General features: G+C 44.3%; 21 protein-coding genes. 5 read left to right on the top strand and 16 right to left on the bottom strand.

Annotation, left to right across the window (positions count from 1 at the left end; translation table 11 throughout):
• Positions 1–33 precede the first annotated feature (33 nt).
• The 11 genes from BM358_RS13745 to BM358_RS13695 form a co-directional block, all read right to left on the bottom strand.
• The gene (locus tag BM358_RS13745; protein WP_028540826.1) at positions 34–957 is read right to left on the bottom strand and encodes a carbohydrate ABC transporter permease; all 924 of its coding nucleotides are present in this window, start codon (positions 955–957) and stop codon (positions 34–36) included.
• A 459-nt stretch (positions 958–1416) separates the two neighbouring features.
• Positions 1417–2397 carry an ABC transporter permease gene (locus BM358_RS13740; protein ID WP_023990911.1) on the bottom strand — a complete coding sequence of 327 codons (981 nt, stop codon included), beginning with the start codon at positions 2395–2397 and terminating at the stop codon, positions 1417–1419.
• A gap of 14 nt (positions 2398–2411) precedes the next feature.
• Positions 2412–4079, bottom strand: coding sequence for an ABC transporter substrate-binding protein (locus BM358_RS13735; RefSeq protein WP_028540827.1), 1668 nt, complete (start codon positions 4077–4079; stop codon positions 2412–2414).
• 230 nt (positions 4080–4309) lie between these two features.
• The gene (locus BM358_RS13730) at positions 4310–4975 is read right to left on the bottom strand and encodes an ABC transporter ATP-binding protein (protein ID WP_028540828.1); all 666 of its coding nucleotides are present in this window, start codon (positions 4973–4975) and stop codon (positions 4310–4312) included.
• 9 nt (positions 4976–4984) lie between these two features.
• Positions 4985–6274 (bottom strand): ABC transporter permease, encoded by a 1290-nt coding sequence (locus BM358_RS13725; RefSeq protein ID WP_028540829.1) that lies wholly within the window; start codon positions 6272–6274, stop codon positions 4985–4987.
• Positions 6255–7313: an ABC transporter permease gene (locus BM358_RS13720; protein WP_028540830.1), complete on the bottom strand. Its 1059-nt coding sequence runs from the start codon at positions 7311–7313 to the stop codon at positions 6255–6257. The genes BM358_RS13725 and BM358_RS13720 overlap by 20 nt, the downstream gene beginning before the upstream one ends.
• Positions 7314–7384: 71 nt before the next feature.
• Positions 7385–7792, bottom strand: a complete 408-nt coding sequence (locus tag BM358_RS13715; protein WP_028540831.1) for a hypothetical protein — start codon at positions 7790–7792, stop codon at positions 7385–7387.
• A gap of 176 nt (positions 7793–7968) precedes the next feature.
• On the bottom strand, positions 7969–9762 hold the full coding sequence (locus BM358_RS13710) for a sensor histidine kinase (RefSeq protein WP_028540832.1): 1794 nt from the start codon (positions 9760–9762) through the stop codon (positions 7969–7971).
• Positions 9759–11390 (bottom strand): response regulator transcription factor, encoded by a 1632-nt coding sequence (locus tag BM358_RS13705; RefSeq protein WP_028540833.1) that lies wholly within the window; start codon positions 11388–11390, stop codon positions 9759–9761. The genes BM358_RS13710 and BM358_RS13705 overlap by 4 nt, the downstream gene beginning before the upstream one ends.
• Positions 11391–11663: 273 nt before the next feature.
• Positions 11664–12437 carry a class I SAM-dependent methyltransferase gene (locus BM358_RS13700; protein WP_028540834.1) on the bottom strand — a complete coding sequence of 258 codons (774 nt, stop codon included), beginning with the start codon at positions 12435–12437 and terminating at the stop codon, positions 11664–11666.
• A 113-nt stretch (positions 12438–12550) separates the two neighbouring features.
• A complete protein-coding gene (locus tag BM358_RS13695; RefSeq protein WP_025721355.1) occupies positions 12551–12892 on the bottom strand; it encodes a cupin domain-containing protein in 342 nt (113 codons plus the stop codon).
• A 224-nt stretch (positions 12893–13116) separates the two neighbouring features.
• Between BM358_RS13695 and BM358_RS13690 the strand changes: the two genes are divergently transcribed.
• The 4 genes from BM358_RS13690 to BM358_RS13675 all read left to right on the top strand — a co-directional run bounded on the left by BM358_RS13690 (position 13117) and on the right by BM358_RS13675 (position 16521).
• Positions 13117–14352: an FprA family A-type flavoprotein gene (locus tag BM358_RS13690; protein ID WP_028540835.1), complete on the top strand. Its 1236-nt coding sequence runs from the start codon at positions 13117–13119 to the stop codon at positions 14350–14352.
• A 36-nt stretch (positions 14353–14388) separates the two neighbouring features.
• The gene (locus tag BM358_RS13685; protein ID WP_028540836.1) at positions 14389–15582 is read left to right on the top strand and encodes an NAD(P)/FAD-dependent oxidoreductase; all 1194 of its coding nucleotides are present in this window, start codon (positions 14389–14391) and stop codon (positions 15580–15582) included.
• 2 nt (positions 15583–15584) lie between these two features.
• Positions 15585–15755: a rubredoxin gene (gene rd / locus BM358_RS13680; protein WP_007432984.1), complete on the top strand. Its 171-nt coding sequence runs from the start codon at positions 15585–15587 to the stop codon at positions 15753–15755.
• 61 nt (positions 15756–15816) lie between these two features.
• A complete protein-coding gene (locus BM358_RS13675) occupies positions 15817–16521 on the top strand; it encodes a Crp/Fnr family transcriptional regulator (RefSeq protein WP_028540837.1) in 705 nt (234 codons plus the stop codon).
• A 131-nt stretch (positions 16522–16652) separates the two neighbouring features.
• Here BM358_RS13675 and BM358_RS13670 read toward each other — a convergent pair whose 3' ends face one another.
• From BM358_RS13670 to BM358_RS13660, 3 genes are all read right to left on the bottom strand, one after another.
• Positions 16653–18413 carry a glycosyltransferase 87 family protein gene (locus BM358_RS13670; protein ID WP_028540838.1) on the bottom strand — a complete coding sequence of 587 codons (1761 nt, stop codon included), beginning with the start codon at positions 18411–18413 and terminating at the stop codon, positions 16653–16655.
• Positions 18414–18512: 99 nt separating this feature from the next.
• A complete protein-coding gene (locus tag BM358_RS13665) occupies positions 18513–19223 on the bottom strand; it encodes an MBL fold metallo-hydrolase (protein WP_023990921.1) in 711 nt (236 codons plus the stop codon).
• Positions 19224–19418: 195 nt separating this feature from the next.
• Entirely contained in the window at positions 19419–19973 is a 555-nt protein-coding gene (locus tag BM358_RS13660; RefSeq protein WP_023990922.1) for a TetR/AcrR family transcriptional regulator, read from the bottom strand.
• A 153-nt stretch (positions 19974–20126) separates the two neighbouring features.
• On the opposite strand from BM358_RS13660, the gene BM358_RS13655 reads away from it, so the two are divergent.
• On the top strand, positions 20127–20801 hold the full coding sequence (locus tag BM358_RS13655) for an SDR family NAD(P)-dependent oxidoreductase (protein WP_028540839.1): 675 nt from the start codon (positions 20127–20129) through the stop codon (positions 20799–20801).
• A gap of 91 nt (positions 20802–20892) precedes the next feature.
• Here BM358_RS13655 and BM358_RS13650 read toward each other — a convergent pair whose 3' ends face one another.
• Together BM358_RS13650 and BM358_RS13645 are read right to left on the bottom strand one after the other, a co-directional pair.
• On the bottom strand, positions 20893–21534 hold the full coding sequence (locus BM358_RS13650; protein ID WP_028540840.1) for an SDR family oxidoreductase: 642 nt from the start codon (positions 21532–21534) through the stop codon (positions 20893–20895).
• Positions 21535–21634: 100 nt separating this feature from the next.
• The gene (locus BM358_RS13645) at positions 21635–22234 is read right to left on the bottom strand and encodes a TetR/AcrR family transcriptional regulator (protein WP_028540841.1); all 600 of its coding nucleotides are present in this window, start codon (positions 22232–22234) and stop codon (positions 21635–21637) included.
• Between the last annotated feature and the right edge of the window lie 166 nt (positions 22235–22400).

Genomic DNA, 22400 nt, shown 5'->3' with positions numbered 1-22400 from the left:
GAATTCGTATTGGGCACCATTGGATTTCAGTTACTATCCTTTGACACCTCCCAAGGTCATACCCTTCACAAAGTATTTTTGCAAAAAAGGATAAACTAAAATAATAGGCACTGAAGCGACAATCGTCATCGTGGCCCGAATCGAGGTAGGCGTGACCGACTTCGCCAGATTTTCCGAACCAGCGAATTGGCTCGCATAGTCCTGAGTGTTAACAGACGTGTTGGAATTTTGCAGTATTTTCATCAGCTCATATTGAAGAGTGCTCCATTGCTCATATGACGAATTGTACAAAAACACATCGAACCAGGAATTCCATTGAGCGACCGCTGTAAACAGCGACACCGTCGCCAGTACGGGAACACACAGTGGCAAAACGATGCGCATAAAAGTGGCAAACTCCCCAGCCCCGTCAATACGCGCCGACTCCAAAATCCCTTCCGGCAATCCCTCAATAAAGGAGCGAATGACAATCACATTAAACACCCCGATCAATCCCGGCACGACATACACCCAGAAAGTCCCCAGCATCCCAAGCTCACGAATCAGGAGAAAGTTTGGAATCAATCCACCGCTAAAATACATCGTTAAAATAAAAGCAATCGAAACAAATTTGCGCAGCACATATTCCGGCCGGCTGATCGTATACGCCACCATCGCGCAGCAAAACACAGAGGTCACCGTACCCGCAACCGTACGTAATACAGAAATCAGCGTAGCATGGAAAATCGTCGCTTCCTTGAACACATATTCATAATTACTCCACGTGAATTCACGCGGCCACAAATAGATCCCGCCTCGAATCGAATCATTCGCTTCATTTAATGAAACCGCCAGCGTATTTAAAAACGGATACAGCGTGAACACCATCAGGCAGAGCATAAACACGATATTGCACGCATCAAAAATTCGATCCGAGGGGGCCCGAAATCGCCCGTGTACGGCCTTCCCTTTGCCCATGACTTCCGCTCCTTTCTAAAAAAGTAATCTTGCTCTGCACATAAGGTCTTGATGAGGTCAGCGAAGCGGCCTGCTGAAAATCCACTGATCTTCTCCTGTAGTATGAAGAGCACACACCCGCTGCTATCTCCTTCGAATAACACATTCCTAAAAAACAGCCTCTAATGGCGATGGCGATAGCGAAGCTGAGCCAACCATCATGGCGCATTTACCCAAGGAAGCGCGAGTCACGCGCCTTCCTTAAGCTCTCCCCTGCCCCTACCCTCAGTTCTTAAAAAAGTGACTTTACGGCGGGTAGCAGCGGAGCGGGCGGAATTGTTCTGAAGAAGCGGAGCGTTCGCCTTTATCCCCGGATTTTAACCTATGATCTTTATTCCAATAAGAAAATACGGGGATAACAGCGATCGGAAGAACAATCCGCACGCGAAGCGACCTTCTCCCCCCATAACTCACTATTTTTTAGAACAATCTCTCCTCCCCTAACCGCTTCGCAATATGATTGGCACTAAACAGTAAGATGAAGCTGACTACCGTTTTGAACATCCCAGCAGCAATGGAAAGCGAGAAATTACCCATCTGGATACCATATTTCAGTACGAAAATATCCAGATTCTCCGAATAATCCACGTTCATGCCGTTGCCCAGTAAGTATTGCGGCTCAAAGCCGGATTCCAGCAGATTGCCGATGTTCATAATGAGCAGGATGATAAATACAGGCTTCAATCCGGGTAATGTCACATGCCAAATTCGCTGAAAACGCCCTGCTCCATCCATCTCGGCCGCTTCATACTGCGAGGGATCAATCATCGTCATCGCGGCCAAATAAATGATGGTGTTCCAGCCGACATTTTTCCATACCTCCGATGCACCGAGAATGCCCCAAAAATAGCTTCCCTCGCCCAGCCACAGAATAGGCTCCTTAATCAACCCCAGCCACATCAGCACCTCATTGATGATGCCGCCATCCGCAGACAGCGCCGTACTGATGATGCTAGCCGCGACCACCCACGAAATAAAATGCGGTAGATAGCTGATCGTCTGTACCACCCGCTTAAATACGAGCTGGCGAAGCTCATTCAGCAAAATCGCTAATGTTATAGCGGTGACAAAGCCCAGCACCAGATTAATAAAGCTCATCGCCAGCGTATTGCGCATGACCCGCAGAAAGTGTTCATCCTGAAATAGAAAATGGAAATGTTTTAATCCGACCCATTGCTGATCGAGCAACTTGCGGGCAGGCTTAAAATCCTGAAAGGCAATTGTCCAGCCCCAGATGGGCAAATACTTGAAGATAAACAGCCAGATTAAAAAAGGGACGGACATCCATACCAGTGCCCGTTGCTGATTCAGCTTGTGCATAAATCCCCTAAAGCCGGTTCGCCGCGAGGGCGGCAACTGATCCGGGGAGATCGTGACTGCTGGTGGTGACGAGTGGCCCATAGCTGCTTCCTCCTTTATTTTTTACCGGGATTCTCGATTTTTTTGGCAACCTCCTTCGTGATCAGCTCCTCATACGCCTTTACATCCAGCTTGTTAAATTCAGTAGTGTATTCACTCCAAATCGCATCAAACTGCTCCGGTGCAGACAGCACCAAACGCGGGAAATATTTGCGCTGCAGGTCCCCCTTCTTTTGCTGGAAGAGCTGCGCAGGTGAACCTTGAGCAATTGGGATACTCCAGGCCGGATACCATGGGCGCTCGTCTGGTGCGGAAAACATTTGCGAGAAGGACTCTACACCATAGACTTTTAGTAGCTTTTTATCTCCCTCGGTGTAGGACATACGCGCAACCTCCGGCTGCCGTCCGGCACCAACGGAGTTGCCGTCAGGCAGGGTAGAACCGCTACCGTATCGCGGCCAACTGTATTCAAAATATTTGAACCCGAATGATTCGCGGAACGCGTCCTGACCAGTCTGCTTAATTTGCTCCTCAGTCCGGTAAAAGCGTCCTTTTTTATCTACATCATAGGTTTCTCCCTTGATTCCCCAGTTGGATAACACCTGGTTTTCGTCGGTCAGCAGGTTGTCAAAAAATTTGATGATACGTACCGGGTCCTTGGCACTGACCGTAATTCCTATGCCTCGGTTATTAACGAATGACGACGGATCAATGTACTGATCCTTTATATTCTGGTCGTATACAACAGGCAGCCCTATATACTCCATATCATCATTGCCCGATTGCTTGGAAGCCTCCTGCAGATTATTCAGGGCCTGCCCCGCCTGCCAGCGGTAGTCGAAAAAGCCCAGCACCTTACCCGAAGTCAGCTTCGCCAGATATTGATCGTAATTGTCCACAAAGGACGATTTATCAAATAGGCCTTCTACATTGAGCTGATTTAGCTCTTTCAGATACCGCTTTGTGATTTCCATATCTCCATAATCCGTGGCCCGGTGTGTTTTCATATCAATAATCGTGCCGCCATCATTCGGATAGCCTGCCAGATGCATCGGTGCGTTCGTAAGAGCATAAAACCTATCCTGCGTGGTTAACGCCAGGTACCCAGTCAATCCCTCATCTGCATGCTTTTTCGCATAGTTACGAATCAGGGCTAAATACTCGTCAAGTGTTTTGATTTTTGGATATCCCGCTTCTTTTAATACCCTGCGTTGCACCCAAAAGGCTCCTTGCTCTAAGTTAGGCGCAGGTAAATAATCGCCTACCACCGCACTGAGCGGCAGAAAGTAAATGTTCCCATCCTCTGCCTTCATCAAGTTGTAGTACGGTCCATATACACGCTTAATATTCGGTCCATACTTGTCGATCAAATCATTCAGGGGAATAAAAGCCCCGGCATCAAGCAGCTTATCGATCGTGCCATCCGGTACTATCACATCCGGGTAATCGTTACTGGCAATAAATGTACCAATCTTCGTATTGGAATCACCCACCAAATGCTCCAGCTTCCAGTTTACCCCCGTCTGATCCTCCAGGATTTTGCCGATCCGCGTTTCATTGGTATTAATGTCCCTCCCCGCAGTGGCATTAAAATACGTGAATGTGACCTTCTCCTTGCTATCTCCTGACGCCGGCTCCTTGCCCGAGCTCCCTGAGCAAGCAGCGATCATAGACGCCATCATAACCATTACCAGACTGATGATTCCGAACCTTTTGCTTGTCATGCCAGACCCTCCCCTTTCGTCCTCTTTTGTCGATTGTGTGTGAATATCGTGCGCACGTACCTCAAGCACTGAGAATCCCGCACACTCTAAATTGTAAGCACTTTCATTTTATAAAATGCTGTTCATTTCGTTCACCTGTCAATCTAAAGGTGTTACTTAGAAAACTATAGGTAAAGGTCCTTCAAAGCAAATGGACGCCAATCCAGCATCGGCGTCCATGAAAAAACAAATTAGTAATAACGTATTTTACCTTCTTTGATATAAATCGTTTCATCACATGCATCGGCGACTTGCTGGTCATGCGTTACGACTACAATAGTTTTCCCCCGTATATTTAAATCCTTGAAAATACCCAAAATATTCTGTTCAGAGTGTTCGTCAAGGGAACCTGTCGGTTCGTCAGCCAGTATAATTTCTGGTTCTTGAACAAGAGCTCTTGCTATCGCCACCCGCTGCATTTCACCACCAGACAACATATCAACAGAATGAAAACCTAATTTTTCTAACTCTAATGCTTCTAAAACATCTTCCACCATATGACTTATCTTTGCTTTAGGGTATTTACTATATTTTAGGGGTAAAGCCACATTATCGAACACATTTTTGGTATCAATCAGAGCATAATTTTGTAAAATAAATCCTATTTTTTCTCTTCTGAAATCTGCTAATTGATTTAGAGTTTTAGTTGTCAGATCTTCTTGCTCATACATGTAAGTTCCACTGTCCGGTTTGTCTAATCCAGCAATTATATTTAGCAAAGTGGATTTCCCTGAACCGCTCCTACCCATAATTGCTGTCATAGAGCCCCTTTTAATACTCAAATCTACACCCTTTAATACTTCCAAAACCCTCTCTCCCACCTTAAAAGCTTTGTGAAGATTATTTATTGTAATCATTAAAACCAATCACTCCATTCGTTTTAAAAACATACTAACCTGCAACTTCCTGATCTTGTAGTAAAGTAGAAGTGTAGACAACGCAAATATAATTAGCATGCTCAGCAATATCGTAATGAAGTAACTCCCCATTTTAAAGTTAATAAAATAAGTATACAGAAATAGACTAATTAAACCTGGCACTATCACCAAAAATGCTATCTCTGCAATAAAATAGAAAAGTATATTCATTATCGTTGCTCCAGAGATCAAGTGAATAGATAAGTTTTTCATATTTTTCTCTAATTTAGTTACCATTAAAATCGAAATGCTAAGAATACACACTACAAATATAGTTATAGCTATAACACTGAGTACCATGATGTTCTCGTGTAGCGCTGAAAAAATAAAATTTAATGGTGGGCTGTTTGCTCCAAGAACTTGGGTATCATAAAAACCAGTCTTTTTTTGGGCTTCTTCTACCTTGCTCCTTACAAAGTACTCGGTTTCTGAACTCCAAATGTCCCCATTAATCAATTGGAGATAGTGTTTCTGTTGAAAGTTAAAGTCTTCCTTAGTATCTGGGACACTTGTAAACTGTTGTGCGGGCATAATAATATACCGATCAAGATATATTTCCGGGTTATTAGCATTAAAAACAAGTGAATCCTTTTTAACAAACCCTTTTACATAAAACTCAAAATCTTTAAACAAATATTTTCCTTTTAAAATATCTCCTGCTTTATATAGTTGCTTATATTCTGCTCCTAGGAGTACAGGAATGCTTGTATGACCCACATGATTAAAATCATGTGCGGTCAAGTTCTCCCCCTCATCTGTTTCAATGGAAAACTGATCTAGTCCTTGTTTATTAATTTGTAAAGCTTTTATAGAAACATAAGGGCCTTTGTTATTGATAGTAAAGACATTCGGTTCAAATCCTTGTTCATAATCCTGTGAAAATTTCGCCTTGTCCGCTCCTTCAAAATGAATGAGGTCAACAGGCTGCGTAAAAATGTAGATATACTTCTCACCTATATGTTTCTCTACATAATTATAAAAATTTTTAATTTTGGTTAAGAACATCGGTTGATTCATAAGTTTTTTTAATTCATCACTATTCGTTAGAGTGTCTGATAACTGGAAACTGTCTTGTGCCCCTAAGGCGGCTGTTTTACTTGATTTCGTAACTAAATGATTAAAATTCAAAAATAAAACAGTAACTAAAAAAAACAAAATAGTAATTTGAAGGAGAATAAATATCGTTGTGCTTTTGTTCTTTTGTACGCTTTCTAAAACTTCACTGTATACCATTCTCATTTAAACTTAAGTCCTTTCCTGATCTACCTATCCTTTTGACAGTAACGGATATGGAAAGATAAGAAGATAAGAGAATTAATACGTAGCCTATAAGCAAATATTGTACGTACAGTTCAATATTTGCTGTTGAAGCCCGAGCGATCAAAAATAAGAAAAGGCTTATTGTACACATAAGCAAATAAGACAGGGAGACGGCTACATAATATCGTTTGGAGAATTTCGCTATCACTTTCTCTGACTTAATTCCCATAATCCATAACCAATTTATTTCAGTTTTCTTTTTATCGTACCAATTCATAGTAAATATAACACTGGAGCAAACTAACAACAGAAATACGGTAATTATGATCGTATTACGATATATATCTATGCCCACATATCTCTGTGCTCCAGCATCACCGCGGTCAAATACATTCACCTTAACGCTTAAGTTTTCAAAAATTAAATAGCCATTTTTGAGAACAGAGGACACTGCGGGAGAATTTAGTACATAGATATTATTTAGGTGAGTTTGTTGACCAAGGGCATCCAAGTTTAGTAGCACCGTTGTATCCAGAGTTGATGGATAGGCCGCCCCCATAGAACCTATGACTTCAAATTTTTTTCCTTGGAACAGATAATACCGTCTGCCGTCAAGAGACGTAAGTGCTGATTCAGCAATACGTTGTCCAATTACAGCATACTTATGATCACTATAAAAATCGTCCTCATTAAAGAATCTCCCTGCAACCATTGGTGGCTTATATGTATCCTCTTTATAATAAAGAGCTCGCACATTCATTTCCCCAGTTTCAAGCTCCTTGAATATGGTAAATGGGTACGTTGTTCGGAGCTTACGCCAGTCCCATTCGTGAGCAGTATTTTGATTTACCATAAAGAATAAACTATTTTCTTGGTAAAGACCTCTGGACAAGGAGTCTAATTCTTTTTGTTGTACCATGTAATAACTCACAGAGATCATAATCATACTCAATAAAAAATACAGTACGAATATTGGTATTAGTCCATTTCCGGAAATTTCCTTCAGCTTACTTTTCATTTCAAATACCTCTCGTAATAAAAGGTGAAATTGTTAAAGAAACTAACAATCTCACCTTCTTTAGTTTTTAATTATTCTTGGCTACCGCCGTAAAAAGTTCTCGCTACAAGAATAGCTTCACCATAACCAGTGACAGCCCTGGTACGATCCCACCCCCATTGTCTGTCGCTATCAAGACGTACACTTCCTGCCCAAGTTAATTGTGCTCTGGAATAGTGATATTCACCCTCCCACTTTGTTATAGCAACTGCTCTTTCTAAATCTGAATTTCCTGGCTTAGCTTCCGTATAACCTTGGTGATCTGGAACACTTTTCGCAGCACGTAAGGAAAGCTCTTGATGAGAAATATTATTAGAAAAATTACCCTCCCCTTCAATCCAACCTCCTTCAATGGTGCTAGAAGCATAAGCAGAGGCGGAAATTGAACCAATAATAGCAACAACCGCTAGGGACTTAATTAACTTTTTAGTAAACTTCATCTCTTCCTCCAATAAAAAATTAGTTATATTTGAAAGCTGGCCAGCTATTCAAAACTTCATTGGTGTTAAGATATCCAAAGACTATTTCTTATAATTAATTTAGTATATATTCATATTTACCATATAATAGAAAGGAAGTATATAGCGAAAAATGAAATATTCTGTCGATAAATGATTTATTTAGCTTTTTTACACTTTTGAGGGTTCCATACTCGATCCGCAGGAATCCTAATTCGAATCTCCGTACCTTCGCCGGGTGCGCTGCGAATGGCAAGCTCAAAGCGGCTCCCGTAGTAAAGCTTAAGACGATAGATGACATTTTGCAGACCTATACGCTCACCCATTTCCTCCTGCCTTTGCATGTAACCATATAAGCGTTGTACCTGTTCCGCAGACATGCCCACCCCGTCATCCCGAACCGTTAGAATCAGTTGTCCTTCCTCATGCTCAAAATGTATCTCAATGCGTCCCCCATGCTTTAGCGGCTCAATGCCGTGGATGCTTGCATTTTCAACCAGTGTCAGCGCGACCATTTTGGGAAGCAGATTGTCCAGGTCCTCAGAGCGCGCTTGCACTTCGTACTGTATTCGCTCACCAAAGCGATATTGCTGGATTTCCAGAAAACAACGGATCAGCTCCAGCTCCTCCCGCAAAGTAACCCGATCCTTGTTCCACACCAGCGAATTGCGGAAAATCCGTGCCATGTTATGAATAATGCGCGCTGTCTCATCCTCATGCTTCATCAAGCTCCGCATGCGAATCGTCTCCAGCGCATTGAACAGGAAATGCGGGTTGATCTGGCTGTGAAGTGCATTCAACTGGGCATGTCTGCGCTGAATTTCCAGATTTTTTCGCTGAATATCGGCCATATAAACATCGTTAATCAGTCGCTTTATTTTCAACGTCATTCGGTTAAACTCACCTGTTAATTGCCCGATTTCATCTCTCGACTCTGTACCGCGAATCAGCTCAAAATGCTGGTTTTTCACCTTCTTCATGTGCTTTAAAATACGATGAATCCTCACGTTCAACGAACGTGTAATCCAAATAATGATTAATGTAGGCAGCAGCATATTGACACAGGTTAACAAGAGCACAAAATTGCGAGATTCCTGCATTTCATACAGCACTGCATCTCTCGATACCGCAGCCACAATGCTCCAGCCATTCAGATTGCTCGTAAGCACATAATTCGTCTTGAACTCCATCGTGTCCTCGGGCAGCTTGAGAGTGTTATAGGCTACATGTTTGTGGTTTATATCCACTTTGGGGTCCGTTGTATATTCGATTCCCCCTCGTTCGTTCAGCAGAAAGAGACTTCCCTGCAAATTCAGGTTATTGAAAATCTCCCGAATGGACGACATTCGCAGTTCTATTTTCAGTATTTTTTCACGACCATTTTGGGAATAAAAGTAGTTCATCCGCCGAATCAGGCTAAAAGGGTACATCTGTTCACCTGTGCTGTCATCGGTACGTACAAATATAGGCTTGGACTGGCGTCCAGGCGAGATTTTGGTATACCAGGGCAAACTTCTGACTCCCTCATCTATAAAGCTGATTCCCCCGGAATTCAGCAGCGTTGAATTATTGGTGTAGATCGTAATTCCACCTACGGAATGGTATGCAGGACTGTAAGTGTTGTTCAAGATATGACGTAAATAAGAGTCATAAGCGGCGATATAGTCAGCAGGGTGGGGATATGTTTCTTCCAATACCTCATTGAGCTGATGATCAGTATAAAAGATAGACGAGATTTCCATCGCATCTTCAAATTCACGGTAAAATTCAATTTTAATCTGTTCCAGTGCGCGCGAAATATCCTGCATACGCTGTTCCTTCACGTTTTGCGAGGTGACATGGTAAAAAATCAGATTGGTCAGCACTACAGGCGTGAAAACACAGAGAAAATAAAGCAGCAGCATTTTATCCCGCAATCGCACATGATCAAGAGTCGTTCTCAGCATCTTCATTCGCTGGCCCTCTCTGGCTCGTCGCCAATACTCAGGCTATTGCGGTATTCACTAGGCGTGGCGTGCGCCATCTTTTCAAACTGGGTAACAAAATAGTCTGAACTGCCGAAGCCCACGCGCTCAGCAATTTCATAAATCCGCAGATCCGTCTGCCGCAACAAGCGTTTCGCCTCCTGAACACGCAATTTCAGCAGAAATTCGTTAAAGTACACACCATACGTTTTCCTGAACAATTGACCGAGGTATACCGGGTTCATGTAAAAGCGAGCCGCAATACTTTTCAGGCTTATATTCTCGGCGGCATGCTGCTCAATGTAAGCACGGATATGCTGGATGCCTCCTTGCTGACAATCCTTGCGCAGAACCCCAATATACCTTCCACTTTCCTCTGCAAAAGCTGTAAACAATCGCTGTAGTTCACCCAGGGACAGGTTCATGTCCTGCCAGTTCATCATCGGTTCTAGTGACTGAAGTGAGCGCTCATTTCCCTGCATGTTTTGAATGACCCGAACGATACTAAGTAAGCATTGATGCAGACTCATTTTCATAGCCTCAGGTGCATAACACTCCTCCCGAAAACTACTAAATAAATAATCCACGGCCACACGCAGCTCATCCAACCGCAGTTCCTCAACTTGTTCCGTCAAGCGATCCAGTACGTCCTGAGGGATGGTCTTATAGTGAAGTGGTGGCATTCCCTCCCGTAGATATACAACAATACCGCTATTGTCATAAATGTATTTATGGAGCACTGCTTCCTTTGCACAGGCGTAGGACTGCTGGATATCCTGCAACCGATTCACAGGCTTTCCTGCATAAACGAAAACCCGACTTCCCAGCTGATCTTTTAGTGTTTTCATCCCCTCTATCTCTCGTTGTAGCGCTTTCATAAAAACTTCGACCTTGCCTTCAAAACACCCCAAAAAGAAGTCCGGTACGATAAGACCAATCCGGTTACGATGCTCATGAACATAGAGAGGGTACTTGCCATCCATTAAACGATGAAGCGCTTGCTCTATAAGCTCCCTGAACTGAAAAAGTGATAGCATGACACCATCGTCACCGGAGCGCCAGGGATGTTGGTCATTCAGCTCGACGAGTACATAGTACATATACGTGGCTTCCCCAAGCCGCAGCTGCTGCTCCCACTGTGTCACCACTACATCATCCACTGGGTTCATCATCACAGTCTCTAACAGCCCACCTGCATGGTGATTCTGATATCGTTGTGCATTCTGTTGTTCACGATGCAGTCTTTCACTCAGCTTGCGCAGTGTAGCCGAAAAGTCACCCTCATCAATCGGCTTAAGCATAAAATCATGAACCCCATAGCGGATTGCCTGCTGCGCATAAGCAAAATCACTATAACCGCTTAAGATAATAAACGCGGGATGTTCTGTACTCTGTTCGAGCACAGACCGGATCAGCTCTAATCCGTCCAGCACAGGCATACGAATATCGGTAATGACCAGGTCCGGGTGGATACGGCTGATTAGCTCCAGCGCATCCTCACCGTTATCAGCTTCTCCTACGATTTCAAAACCACAGGCTTGCCAATCCATGAGTTGAAGCAGCCCTTTGCGAGTAAAGGTTTCATCATCCACCACAATGGCTCGATGCAGCTTCATAACACGCTTCCTCCTTTTGAAGTATGCCTATTTTATTATTTTAGTTAACTATTCCAATGATCTCAGTCAATATGGTAATGTAAAACATCAGAAATTGGAAATTTTCGTTACACCTATTATATGACGAATAGAGGGGTGCAAAGCATGTGCACTCCAGCAGCCAAGCCAAAGCAGCAAATATACAAAAAGGAGATGAATCCCTGAATGTGGGTTCGTCTCCTTTTTTGCTATTGCGTAAAAAGCTTTTATTATTCTCTTATTCGTGAATTCAGGCTATCGCTCAGCGATGATACTGACCGCTTGCAGATGGTCGGCGTACTTTACAAACTGCTTGCGCATACCCATAACCCTTGTCCGGGCAGCATGGTTACGCATAAGGTTAAAGGCGATTTTTCCAAATCTCAACCAGCCCTCGTCCTGAATGATACGTGGCAGATGCAATAAGTGCATGGGAACCGTATAGATTTTAACGACCTTAAAGCCTTCCTCTTTCAGCAGCTGTTCCCACTCTGACACCGTCAACGGTGTCGCATTAACTCTCATGGCTGTAGCCAAATCCTTGTAAATTTGTTTTCTGAGCGCAGGCTCAATATGGTTAGAAGCAAGGCACATCTCATGAATAGCATACTTTCCGCCCGTTTTCAAAAGCCGCCTGGCTTCCGAAATAATCTGCGCTTTCTTGGCTCTTGTGTGCATCGTCAGCATGGCTTCCCCATATACCACCGTCGCAGAGGCATCCGGCAACGGAACCTGTTCAGCATCGGCAATAATAACTTCCCGGTTTGCTCCGCTTGCATACGTTTTTACGATAGAAGCCGCCTTCTCATTCTGTTCAATCGCAATATAACGACGGGGATTAAGCCGCAGTGTGATTTGGGCAGTTATACCCAATCCGGGGGCAAACTCAATAACCTCATCCTGCCCGGTTACGTCAAGTCCCTCTATCATCCAACGTGTTGTTTTTAACCCTCCGGGCCTAAGCACGCGCTTACCGAGACTTGCTAATATCCAGTGCCCTGGCACCTGTTTGTAATCTACTGTCTGCATTGGCTATTAACACCTCTCCTTAAAATTTGATAATGATATTCATTATCAATACGAGTGAAAAAAAATAACTATTTTCTTTTTTTTATATGAGCATGTTGCTGCTGTGTCCTCTTTTATATGTTCTGCGCATAGCTTTCACTTGGCGTTTGGGTCAACACTACATGCAGACTGGAATTCGCCTCTGCACCGCCACGATAGGAAAAGTGCTCATCTCCCGTAACATGAATGATATCCCCTTGGACAACTTCCGTTGCTTCGCCGTTCACAGTTACAGTCCCGCTGCCTTCAAGAACAAGCAAATATACATTCGCTCCTGGGTGATTATGTGTTGGTAGCTCGGCATTAGGAGTAAAGTTGAGAATAAAAATTACATTGTCGGCTTCCTTATGCACAATTCGTTTTGTAAACGCAGCTTCTTTATATTCCTGAAATTGAATGAGGTTTGATTTTTTCATATTAGTTCACGCTCCTGTTTGAAATTAAATTTGCTTAAGATGGATTAATACCTTTATTGTATTGGATTATTTCGCTCGCCTTGTGATTGCAATCACAAAACTAAATTTAAGTAAAAATACTTTTAAAATATTTAAAAATTTGATTTCAATCATCTTTTTCATCGACACATCCAACTAGAATCAAATTGTGTTAGATAAACAAAACAAGCAGGAGGTTATTCCATATGAAGCCTGGATTCAAGCTGGCAAAGGATATTTATTGGGTAGGAAAAATTGATGACCGTGAGGTACCCTTTCATCGTCTTACATTATCTAAGGGTACAACCTATAATGCATATCTATTGAAAACTGGAAAACCAACCATTGTGGATACCGTAGATATGGCGTTCGGTAGAGAATTTGCCGAAGCTGTAACCGAATTGATCGATCCATTGGATATTCAATATATCATCGTCAATCACACGGAACCAGATCACTCGGGCGGATTGGCGGCACTTGCTTCCAAGGCAACGAACGCTACGATTGTCTGCACTGAGATTGCCGTTCCGGAAATTCAACAAATGTACAAGCTTCAGCATCGCAACTTCCTCGTAATCAAGGATGGGGATCAACTGGACATTGGAGGCAAAACGCTGCTGTTCAAAGAAACTCCTTATCTGCATACGGAAGAAACCATGATTACGTATTGTATAGAAGATAAAATCTTGTTCCCTTGCGATATTTTCAGTACACACGTGGCTGTAGAGCATCTATTTGCCGATGAGGCTGGTTTTGATATCACCGAGGACTTTATCGGATACTATCAGGCTATTATTCATCCACATCGCAGATATGTGCGCACATTAATCGAAGCTGTTGCCGATCTGGATATTGAGATGATTGCACCTTCCCACGGCTTCGCGATCCGGCATGATATTGCCAAGTTTATTGATTTGTACGCCTCTATGAGTACCGAAACCAAGGAGGATAAAAAAGTAGCGATTGTCTATGCCACCCTCAAAAATAACACTAAAAAAATGGCAAACATCCTGAAAGACTGCTTTTTGGAGAACCAAATCAAGGTGGAGCTATGGGACGTGGATAAAGCGGATGGAACGGAAATATTGAAGAGTATTGCCTCAGCAGATGCTGTTTTCGTCGGTAGCTCTACCAAATATGCCGACATGACAGGCAAATTGGAAGACCTATTGCAACAAATGCAAAAGATGAATCTGGAAGGCAAGCTGGCTGCTGCCTTTGGTTCCTACGGCTGGAGCGGGGAAGCCATTGAAGTTGTACAGGATTACTTGAATGGTACTAATATGAAGGTTCAAAGCACTTCAGATGTAATCAAATCAACGGGTATGACCCATGTGGAATTCCCGGTACGTATTCGTTTCTCTCCTACAGAAGTTGAAAAAGTGAAAAAAATTAAAAATGCCGCTGAATTTGTCTCAGATCTACTGCTTAGTGTTATTTAAAACACAGTAGCGTATAGCGAATAGGAGAGATACTGAATGGGTAACCAACATTACGTTATTATCGGAGGCAGTGTCGCCGCCGTCAACGCGGCAAAAGCGATTAGAGATCATGATGATCTGGCCGAAATTTCTATTTACGGGGAGGAAGCATCCTTTCCGTATAACAGAGTCAAACTTTCCAAGGGACTATTCACTGATTTGCACAGCGACAAAATCCTGATCAAAAAGGAAAAATGGTTTGCCAATCAACGAATTCATGTGTATTCCGGCATCAAGATAACCGAGATACATCCAGAGGATTGTACTATCAAAACAATAGATGGACAAACCGTTGCTTATGACAAGCTACTGCTGTGTACAGGAGCTCACAACCGTAAGCTTGTGCTAGATGGGGCTTCTCTAAGGAACGTTCACAATATCCGTTTTCGACAAGATGCGGATCGCCTTAAAGCGGAATTGCGACAGGGAGACCGGATATGTATCATCGGCGGCGGTATTCAAGGCGTGGAAACCGCCTGGTCCTTCCAGCAAGCCGGGTATGCTGTAACCATACTGGAAGCTTCGCATCGGCTTATGCCCCGTCAGCTAGATGAAAAGGCCTCCGCTATTTTGACCGATCGGATGACCGAACGGGGTACTCAGGTACTCCTTGGGCAAGGCGTAAAACGTATTAAAGGCACAGATCACGTAGAAGGTGTGGAACTACAGGACGGCTCTGTTATCCCTTGCGAGCATGTCGTGTACTCTATCGGAATTGTACCGAATACGGAGCTTGCTCGCCAAATCGGCCTTGATATTGGACAAGGCATTCTGGTGAATGCGCAGATGGAGACCAGCTCCGCCAATATCTATGCAGCAGGTGATGCAGTCGAATTTCAGAGTAGAGTAGATGGGTTATGGGAAAGCGCAATGGAGCAGGGAAAAATAGCAGGCGCTAATATGGCGGGCGCATCCGTCAGCTATCAGCCTCCCCTCCCTGTAACCCTTTCGAACTGCTATGAATCTCCTCTCTTTTCCATCGGGCTAGTAGATGAACAAGTCTGCGACACCAGCCTGATTACTAAAAATCAAGCTTCTTATACACGTATGTTCATACAAAACGGCTCTATCTGCGGCGTGATTGGCTTTGGAGATGCCCTTGCTTCACTACCATACAAAACAGCCATCATGCAGGGACTCAAACCGGACGTACCAGAGCTTACAAAAATTTTGAATGACAAGGAGAACTAGAGATGAAAAAATATGTATGTCAGCCCTGTGGATACATTTATGATCCTGCTATCGGTGACCCCGATGAAGACGTTATGCCCGGTACAGCGTTTGAGGATCTTCCAGAAGACTGGGTTTGTCCAGTCTGTGGTGAGGATCAAAGTCATTTTGCCCCAATAGATGATACAGAATAACAACCATGCGCTATAACCTGTAGTTTCCGGTTTATGAATGGAGTGAATGAATGTGAATGAGATGTCCTGCCCCTGCCAGTGCGAAAAGGAGCCCTGTGCCCGCAAAGTGCCTATCTTTTCCTCTTTGTCCTGCGAAGATTTGTGTAAGGTCAGCTCCATGATCCGACACCGAAAATACCAGAAAGGCGAGGCCTTGATTGTGGAGGAGCAGGCTTCCGATACGCTGTACATTATTAAAAGCGGGCATGTCAAGCTGCTGAAGATGACGCCTCAGGGCAAGGAGCAAATTCTGCACATTCTGACAACTGGTGATTTTTTTGGCGAGTTGAATATTTTTAACAGCGATGAGCTGAGTAACTTTAGTGCGTATGCCTTAAAAGATACTGATATTTGTATGCTCACCAAGGATGATATGGAGCAGTTGATCCGCGACAATCCCGATATCTCTTTGAAGCTGCTCAAAACCATTACTAAACGCTTGGCACATACCGAAAACCTGGCTCAAAGCCTAGCTACCAAAGACCCGGAAATCCGCATCGCCTATATGATTCTTGAGCTTGGACATAAATACGGCAAGCCGGATGGTTCCTACATTAAAATAAACCTCCCCCTTTCACGCGAGGAAATGGCTAATTATGTGGGTGTTACCCGCGAAACCATCAGTCGCAAATTCGGAAAATTTGAACAGCTGGGGATTATTCATAGCAAGGGTACAAGAGAGATTACCATCTGCGATGTACAGAAACTGAACGAATATATGGATTGAGACACATAGATACAATGTTACTCTAACATGAGGACAACAAAAAACCGCTTCTTTAACTTATGGATTGCAGTTGATCTATCAACCACTTCCATTTCGTTAAAGGGCGGTTTTTTAGCATATTTTATACTCCACTAACTATCAATTGTTGTGTTCACACTTGGGGAAGACGCACCCCATATAAGTTTCCCTGAAGGTGACTCCGATGGAAGCATGTCCTTGGGAGGGGCAGTCTCAATCGTGGTCGATTTGGAGCAATCCCACACTACTTTGACCAAATACCCAAACAACAACACATTCAACAATGATGTCACACACAAAATAATACCGTATTGATCCCGAGAGTTGGAGCTATAGAAAATATCGAAGGTGTTTAGGAAAATCGTAAGACTAAATCCACCCGCAAGCCACAAAAATCTGCGGTCTCGTAAATACAGATACGCCAGTACAGCTAACGCGGCCGCAGGGAACAAGTACCGTTCATGCATGCTGGAAGCGAAGGTAAATACACCTGCAATGAGCACCAGTGCAGCTGCCGCTGTAAATTGTGGTTTGCGACTGCGGATATACATCCACCACGTAAACAGAGTCACCAGCACAATGCAGATCATACCCCATGTATGGTAACTGAACAGGAACAACGTTGTAGTGTCCTGCGTATAATTGCCACCGATCAGTGCAAAGAAATTATATGCGTTCACCGAAGCATACGGATACTCGCCGACCGTTCCCTTGTATAGGTCAAGCAGCCATAACGACTCCTGCCCCCACGAAAATGGTAATATGACCAGAATGGTCGTCACAACGGCACCGCCAATGGACAACAGCCAAGGCTGTATTTTACGTTGTCTCAGCAGCTCAAAGAACAAAACAGGCCCATAAATAATTCCCTGCGGCTTCATCAATACGGCTACCGTAAACAATACGGCTGACCAGCCGACCCGGTTTTCCACAAGCAGCACAATCATGCCCACAATCAGCATAGTAAAGAAAGAATCCACCTGCCCCCAGAAGGTCGAATTGATAAATACAGCTGGGTTAAACACGTAGAATATAGCCAATCCAAGGCTTATTCCATAGCCGACCCGTTTGCTTGCCAACCGGTACAGCATGTACGCTGTCACGATATCGGCTAATATATTGGGAAGCCGCAGCAGTACGGACATGTAGGGACTGAAAGCATCCGTAGAGCCGATTTGACCGATCACATATAAAATATAAATATAGAACGGCGGATAATCACTTGATCCGTTCGTGTAAAAGCCCGATAAGCTATCCGCTGCTGTCGTAGCCCAGTTCCGGAATAGCATTAAATCCATATGACCCGAGATCCATGGGGCGATCGCCATTCTTAAAAAGAACCCCACACCCAGCACTGTCCACAGCATCAGTCCCCGATTACGTTCCCCGAGCTTCCATTCACGAGCCCGAAAACGGTATGCAATAAACACGAATGCACCGAAGAACAAAGCGGCGAAAATCGCCAGCGGAGTAGCATAAGCAGATGAGGAGTTGCCACTTCTTCCACCACCCATACCACCGCCAGGACCGCCCATACCAGATCCGTTACCAGACATGCCACCGGGGCCTCTGTGCTGTCCGTCTCTGGCAACACCACTGCCGCCCGAAGACGTATCATTCCCGGCCGTTGTACCTTTGTCACCCGATGTCGATGTTCCCTCAGTGGAGGAGTTGGTAGGTTGCCCCGGTCCTCCCATACCTCCACCAGGTCCGCTTCCTCCTCCGAACCCGCCGGATGGGCCCTGTCTAACAGCCGCAGACTGGGACGCAGAACTACCTGAATAACTCCATAACGAAACGACACTAGCGACAGCACACAATATGAGACTAAATAGAAGTATATATTTCAGACCGTTCGCTTTCCAAACGTTCAAATCCGATGCACCTCTCTCTGTTTCTATTTTCCCATATTGTATCTGCCTTAGCTTAGGACTTTGTGAGTTCTGGCTGAATGTTGGCTGAATACCGAATCATCACACTGAAGTTTGTCGTTCCAGCTCCATAATCGCCCTTTCCAGCTGAGATTGTGGATGCTTCAGCATGTTACCGTGACCGACAGCTAATAAAGATGGATTGAAACTCACCAGCTTTTTGGCGCTTTTCAGCGAAATTCCCTTGTTCCAGGTAGCCAGTGCCGGAAAAGGAAACAGCGGCTTAAGCCTTCCCGATACCGCTATACCACCTCGGGTCTGGAAGGCGTCGCCTGCAATCAACGCACGGGTACGAGTATCCAAAAATGCCATCGAGCCCGGCGTATGTCCTGGTGCGCTGATCGCCAACAGCGAACCTACATGATCCCCATCCTCCAGTAAAACGTCAGGCTGGGTAAGGATATGCTTCGGTACATCGCCTCGAATAGGAGTATCCGGTTCTCCTGCCTCCAACGATACATCGCCCTGTAGCAGCGGTGCGTCCCGCCTTGAAATGAACACTTGCGCGTCAGGATACCTTGCCTTGAGCTTATCCAACGCACCCACATGATCCCCATGGGCATGGGTAAGTACAATTCGAATAATCGGCTGCCCGATCTGCGCCGCAGCCTGCGCTATACCACGGGTACTGTATGGCAATCCGGCATCTACCAAGGTGAGCCCCTCTTTCTCCTCCACCAAATAACAGTTCACCGGGAACAGCCGGGGCATAAACGTCAATTGATACACATGCTGCACCTGAACAATACGCATTTTAGCTCATCTCCTTGTCTTAATTATAAACTAATCATATTAGTATTATAAATAATATAATTAGTTTTAAGCAAATATTTTTGCTGCTATTCAGCCGGAGTTGGAGCTGGAACTGCTACGGGGACGATCATACTGAGAAAACAGCAAAAAGCATCCCCGGGACTCTGCCCCCGGGGATGCCTCTCACAACAAGAATTAACCTTTTCCTCCTGTTATTAATAACGAAGCCTTCTTGGCTATTTCCTCTTTATCAAACGGAGTATTTCCAGATGCCCATAAATAACCAGCCTCATGTATGATATTGGCATAAATAGGTACATAAAAACTCTTCTCTGAGTCTGTACATATGTTATCTAAACTTTTCACTAAATATTTTTTCAGCTCAATTAACATTTTTTCTTTCAACAGAGGCGCAAGACTTAAATAGCTACGACGACATTGAATTTTCGGTTGTTGATGAAAGTCACATACTGCTAGAACGAGTTGATTTATGGTGTCCTGATCGAACTCTACTACTCCTAATGTTCGTTTTTCAATGACGTTCGAAGCAGAGTCGTCAATCATGTAATCCAACATTTCGTACTTATCATTAAAATGTGCATAAAATGTAGCACGATTCACTTGGGCCCCTTTTGTTAGATCTGCTATTGTTATCTTTTCAAAATCCTTTTCATTCACTAAATTAACAAAAGCGTTAATCAATGATCTCTTTGTATGTGTCATTCGCATATTTTTTACTTTTGTCCCCACGTTCTGCCCTCCTTATTTGGCACATTTCTATTTTTGTTTCTATAACAACATTCTCATTTAATTGTTGGTTGTTCCATATATTAAGCGGGCTTATACTTACTAAAACAACATATGTTGCTTTAAAATATACCACAAATAAGGAGTTCATATAAGATGAAAACTATTGCAATAATTGGTGCAGGACTCGGGTTAGGTTTATCTATCGCGAAAAAATTCGGGGCGCAAGGGTTTAAGGTAGCTTTAGTTTCTCGTAATCCAGAAAAATTGGAAATCATCACAAATGAACTAAAAAGCCTGAATATTGTAGCGCGCTCTTATGTCGCGGATATTACGGATTTGAACGCTTTAAAACAAGCCTTACTGGCTGCTAAAAAAGACTTAGGCAGTATTGATGTACTCGAATTCAGTCCTTATGCAGGATGGAGTAATTTCACAGATATTTTAGAAACAACGCCCGCAAGCGTCTTGGAACAAGTCAACAGCATTGTGCTTCCTGCAGTTCTATCCGTCAATGAAGTATTGCCTGACATGATCAGCAATGGTTCAGGCGCGATTCTATTTACAACGGGCATATCTGCCATGTTCCCTTTGCCCAGTCTTGGGAATGGTGGTATCGTGATGTCCGGCCTTCGAAACTATGCGACTAACCTGCATAATGAACTGAAAGAAAAAGGAGTTTTTGTAGGACACCTTTCAATCGGCACTTTCATACAAGCTGGTACGGCAGGAGATCCAGATATCATCGCAGAAGCTTGGTACAACTTATACGAGAAAAAGCATAGCTTTGAAGAAACATTCCCAAAAGGAATTGATCCAACCAAGCTGTAAAATTATTAAAGCGAGAAGATGACCATGGATGGCCGTCTTCTCGCTTTTTTGTCATTTATAAGCGTCCTCTGTGCAACAACTTCATCCGTAATTATAGCCGGATTGCCTCAGCAATAGGCGTACTGCCAGACACCAAATTAATTGCACGATGATACGTCTGCTGTTCCTCCAGCGCTGCTACCACCGCTGCCGCCACATCTTCACGGGAAATGGTCTGGCTGGTGAGCTCCTCACCGGTAGCAACTTTGCCGGCGCCCACATCATCCGTCAGGCCACCCGGACGAAGAATCGTGTAGTCTAGGTTGCTCGCTTCCAACAGGCGGTCAGCGTAATGCTTCGCCACATAATACGGTTTAATGGATTCGGGCCACTGCTCCCGATTCTCCGCATGTAGGGCGCTGACCATAACGAAGCGTTGGATACCTGCTTGTTCGGCGGCTTCCATCGCCTTGACCGCTCCATCCAGGTCGATAAGCAGCGTTTTATCTGCACCTGTTTTCCCACCAGAGCCTGCTGTAAATACGACAGCATCGCTTCCTTTTATAGCTGCGGCAATTTCGCCAACCGTCCCTTCGAGGTCAGCTACCACCGTTTCTGCTCCCAAACGTTCAAGCGCTTCGGCCTGATCCGAATTTCGGATCAACGCCTTTACGCGATGCGATTCATTTTGCCCCAATAGACGGACAAGATGTCTGCCTACTTTTCCATTTGCACCAATCACCAGTACGTTCACTCATACCCCTCCTGTATTCGCAGTCTCTCATCTACATTATACAGATGTATTTTACCCTTCGGGTCTGCGACGCAATCATATTAGCTGCATCAGGTTGAAATCAGACTTCTTTGGTAAGCTCGACATCTCGCTTTTGCCGCACACGCAGACCTGCCAAAAAGGTAGCCATCATCACCTCAATACTCCGGTCCACCTCCACAGGTAAACCAAAGCCGCCCTTTTGTTCAAGCGAGGCGAATCCATGAAGCAGACTACGGAATCCCCTCGCTGCATGAATGCAATCTTCTTCCTTGAAGCCATAACCACTGGACAGGACGGTAATGACCAGCTCGGCCACGCGATCCGCAGCCTGCCTCATTTCGGTATCATTTCGATCTGTTGCATACAGCATCGCTTCATACAAACCGGGTCGCTCCCGAGCATACCGCATATACGCCTTCCCCATAGCGGTCAGCGCATCTTCGCCCGCTCTACCAACCGCTGCGCTCATCAAAGCTTCCTCCAACTGTTCGAGGCTGTGCAATGCCAGTACTTGGCGCAGTCCGTTCAATCCGTGCACGTGGTTATACAAGGATGGAGGGCGAATGTGGAGTTTTTGAGCCAGCGTGGTGAGCGTGACATCCCCCATCCCTTGTTCATTGGCAATGTCCTCGGCAGCCCGCAGGATATCTTGCAACTTTACTCCGTTTCTAGGCGACATCATCCTGTCTCCTTTCATCGAATTTCTATGTAGTCCGGTTCCTTATACCTATACAGAATTGATCCAGATTCTATTTTAGCTAATCCTGTTAGTTTATACAAAGAAGATGCCGTTTACAACAGCCGGCCTGCATTGAACCTTTATAGAAGAGCATAGCAGTCATTAC

Origin of the sequence: Paenibacillus sp. cl130, from assembly GCF_900116035.1 — a bacterium.
Lineage (GTDB): Bacteria > Bacillota > Bacilli > Paenibacillales > Paenibacillaceae > Paenibacillus > Paenibacillus polymyxa_B.
The sequence above is the reverse complement of the archived record's forward strand: the minus strand, read 5'-3'. Positions and strand labels throughout refer to the sequence as shown.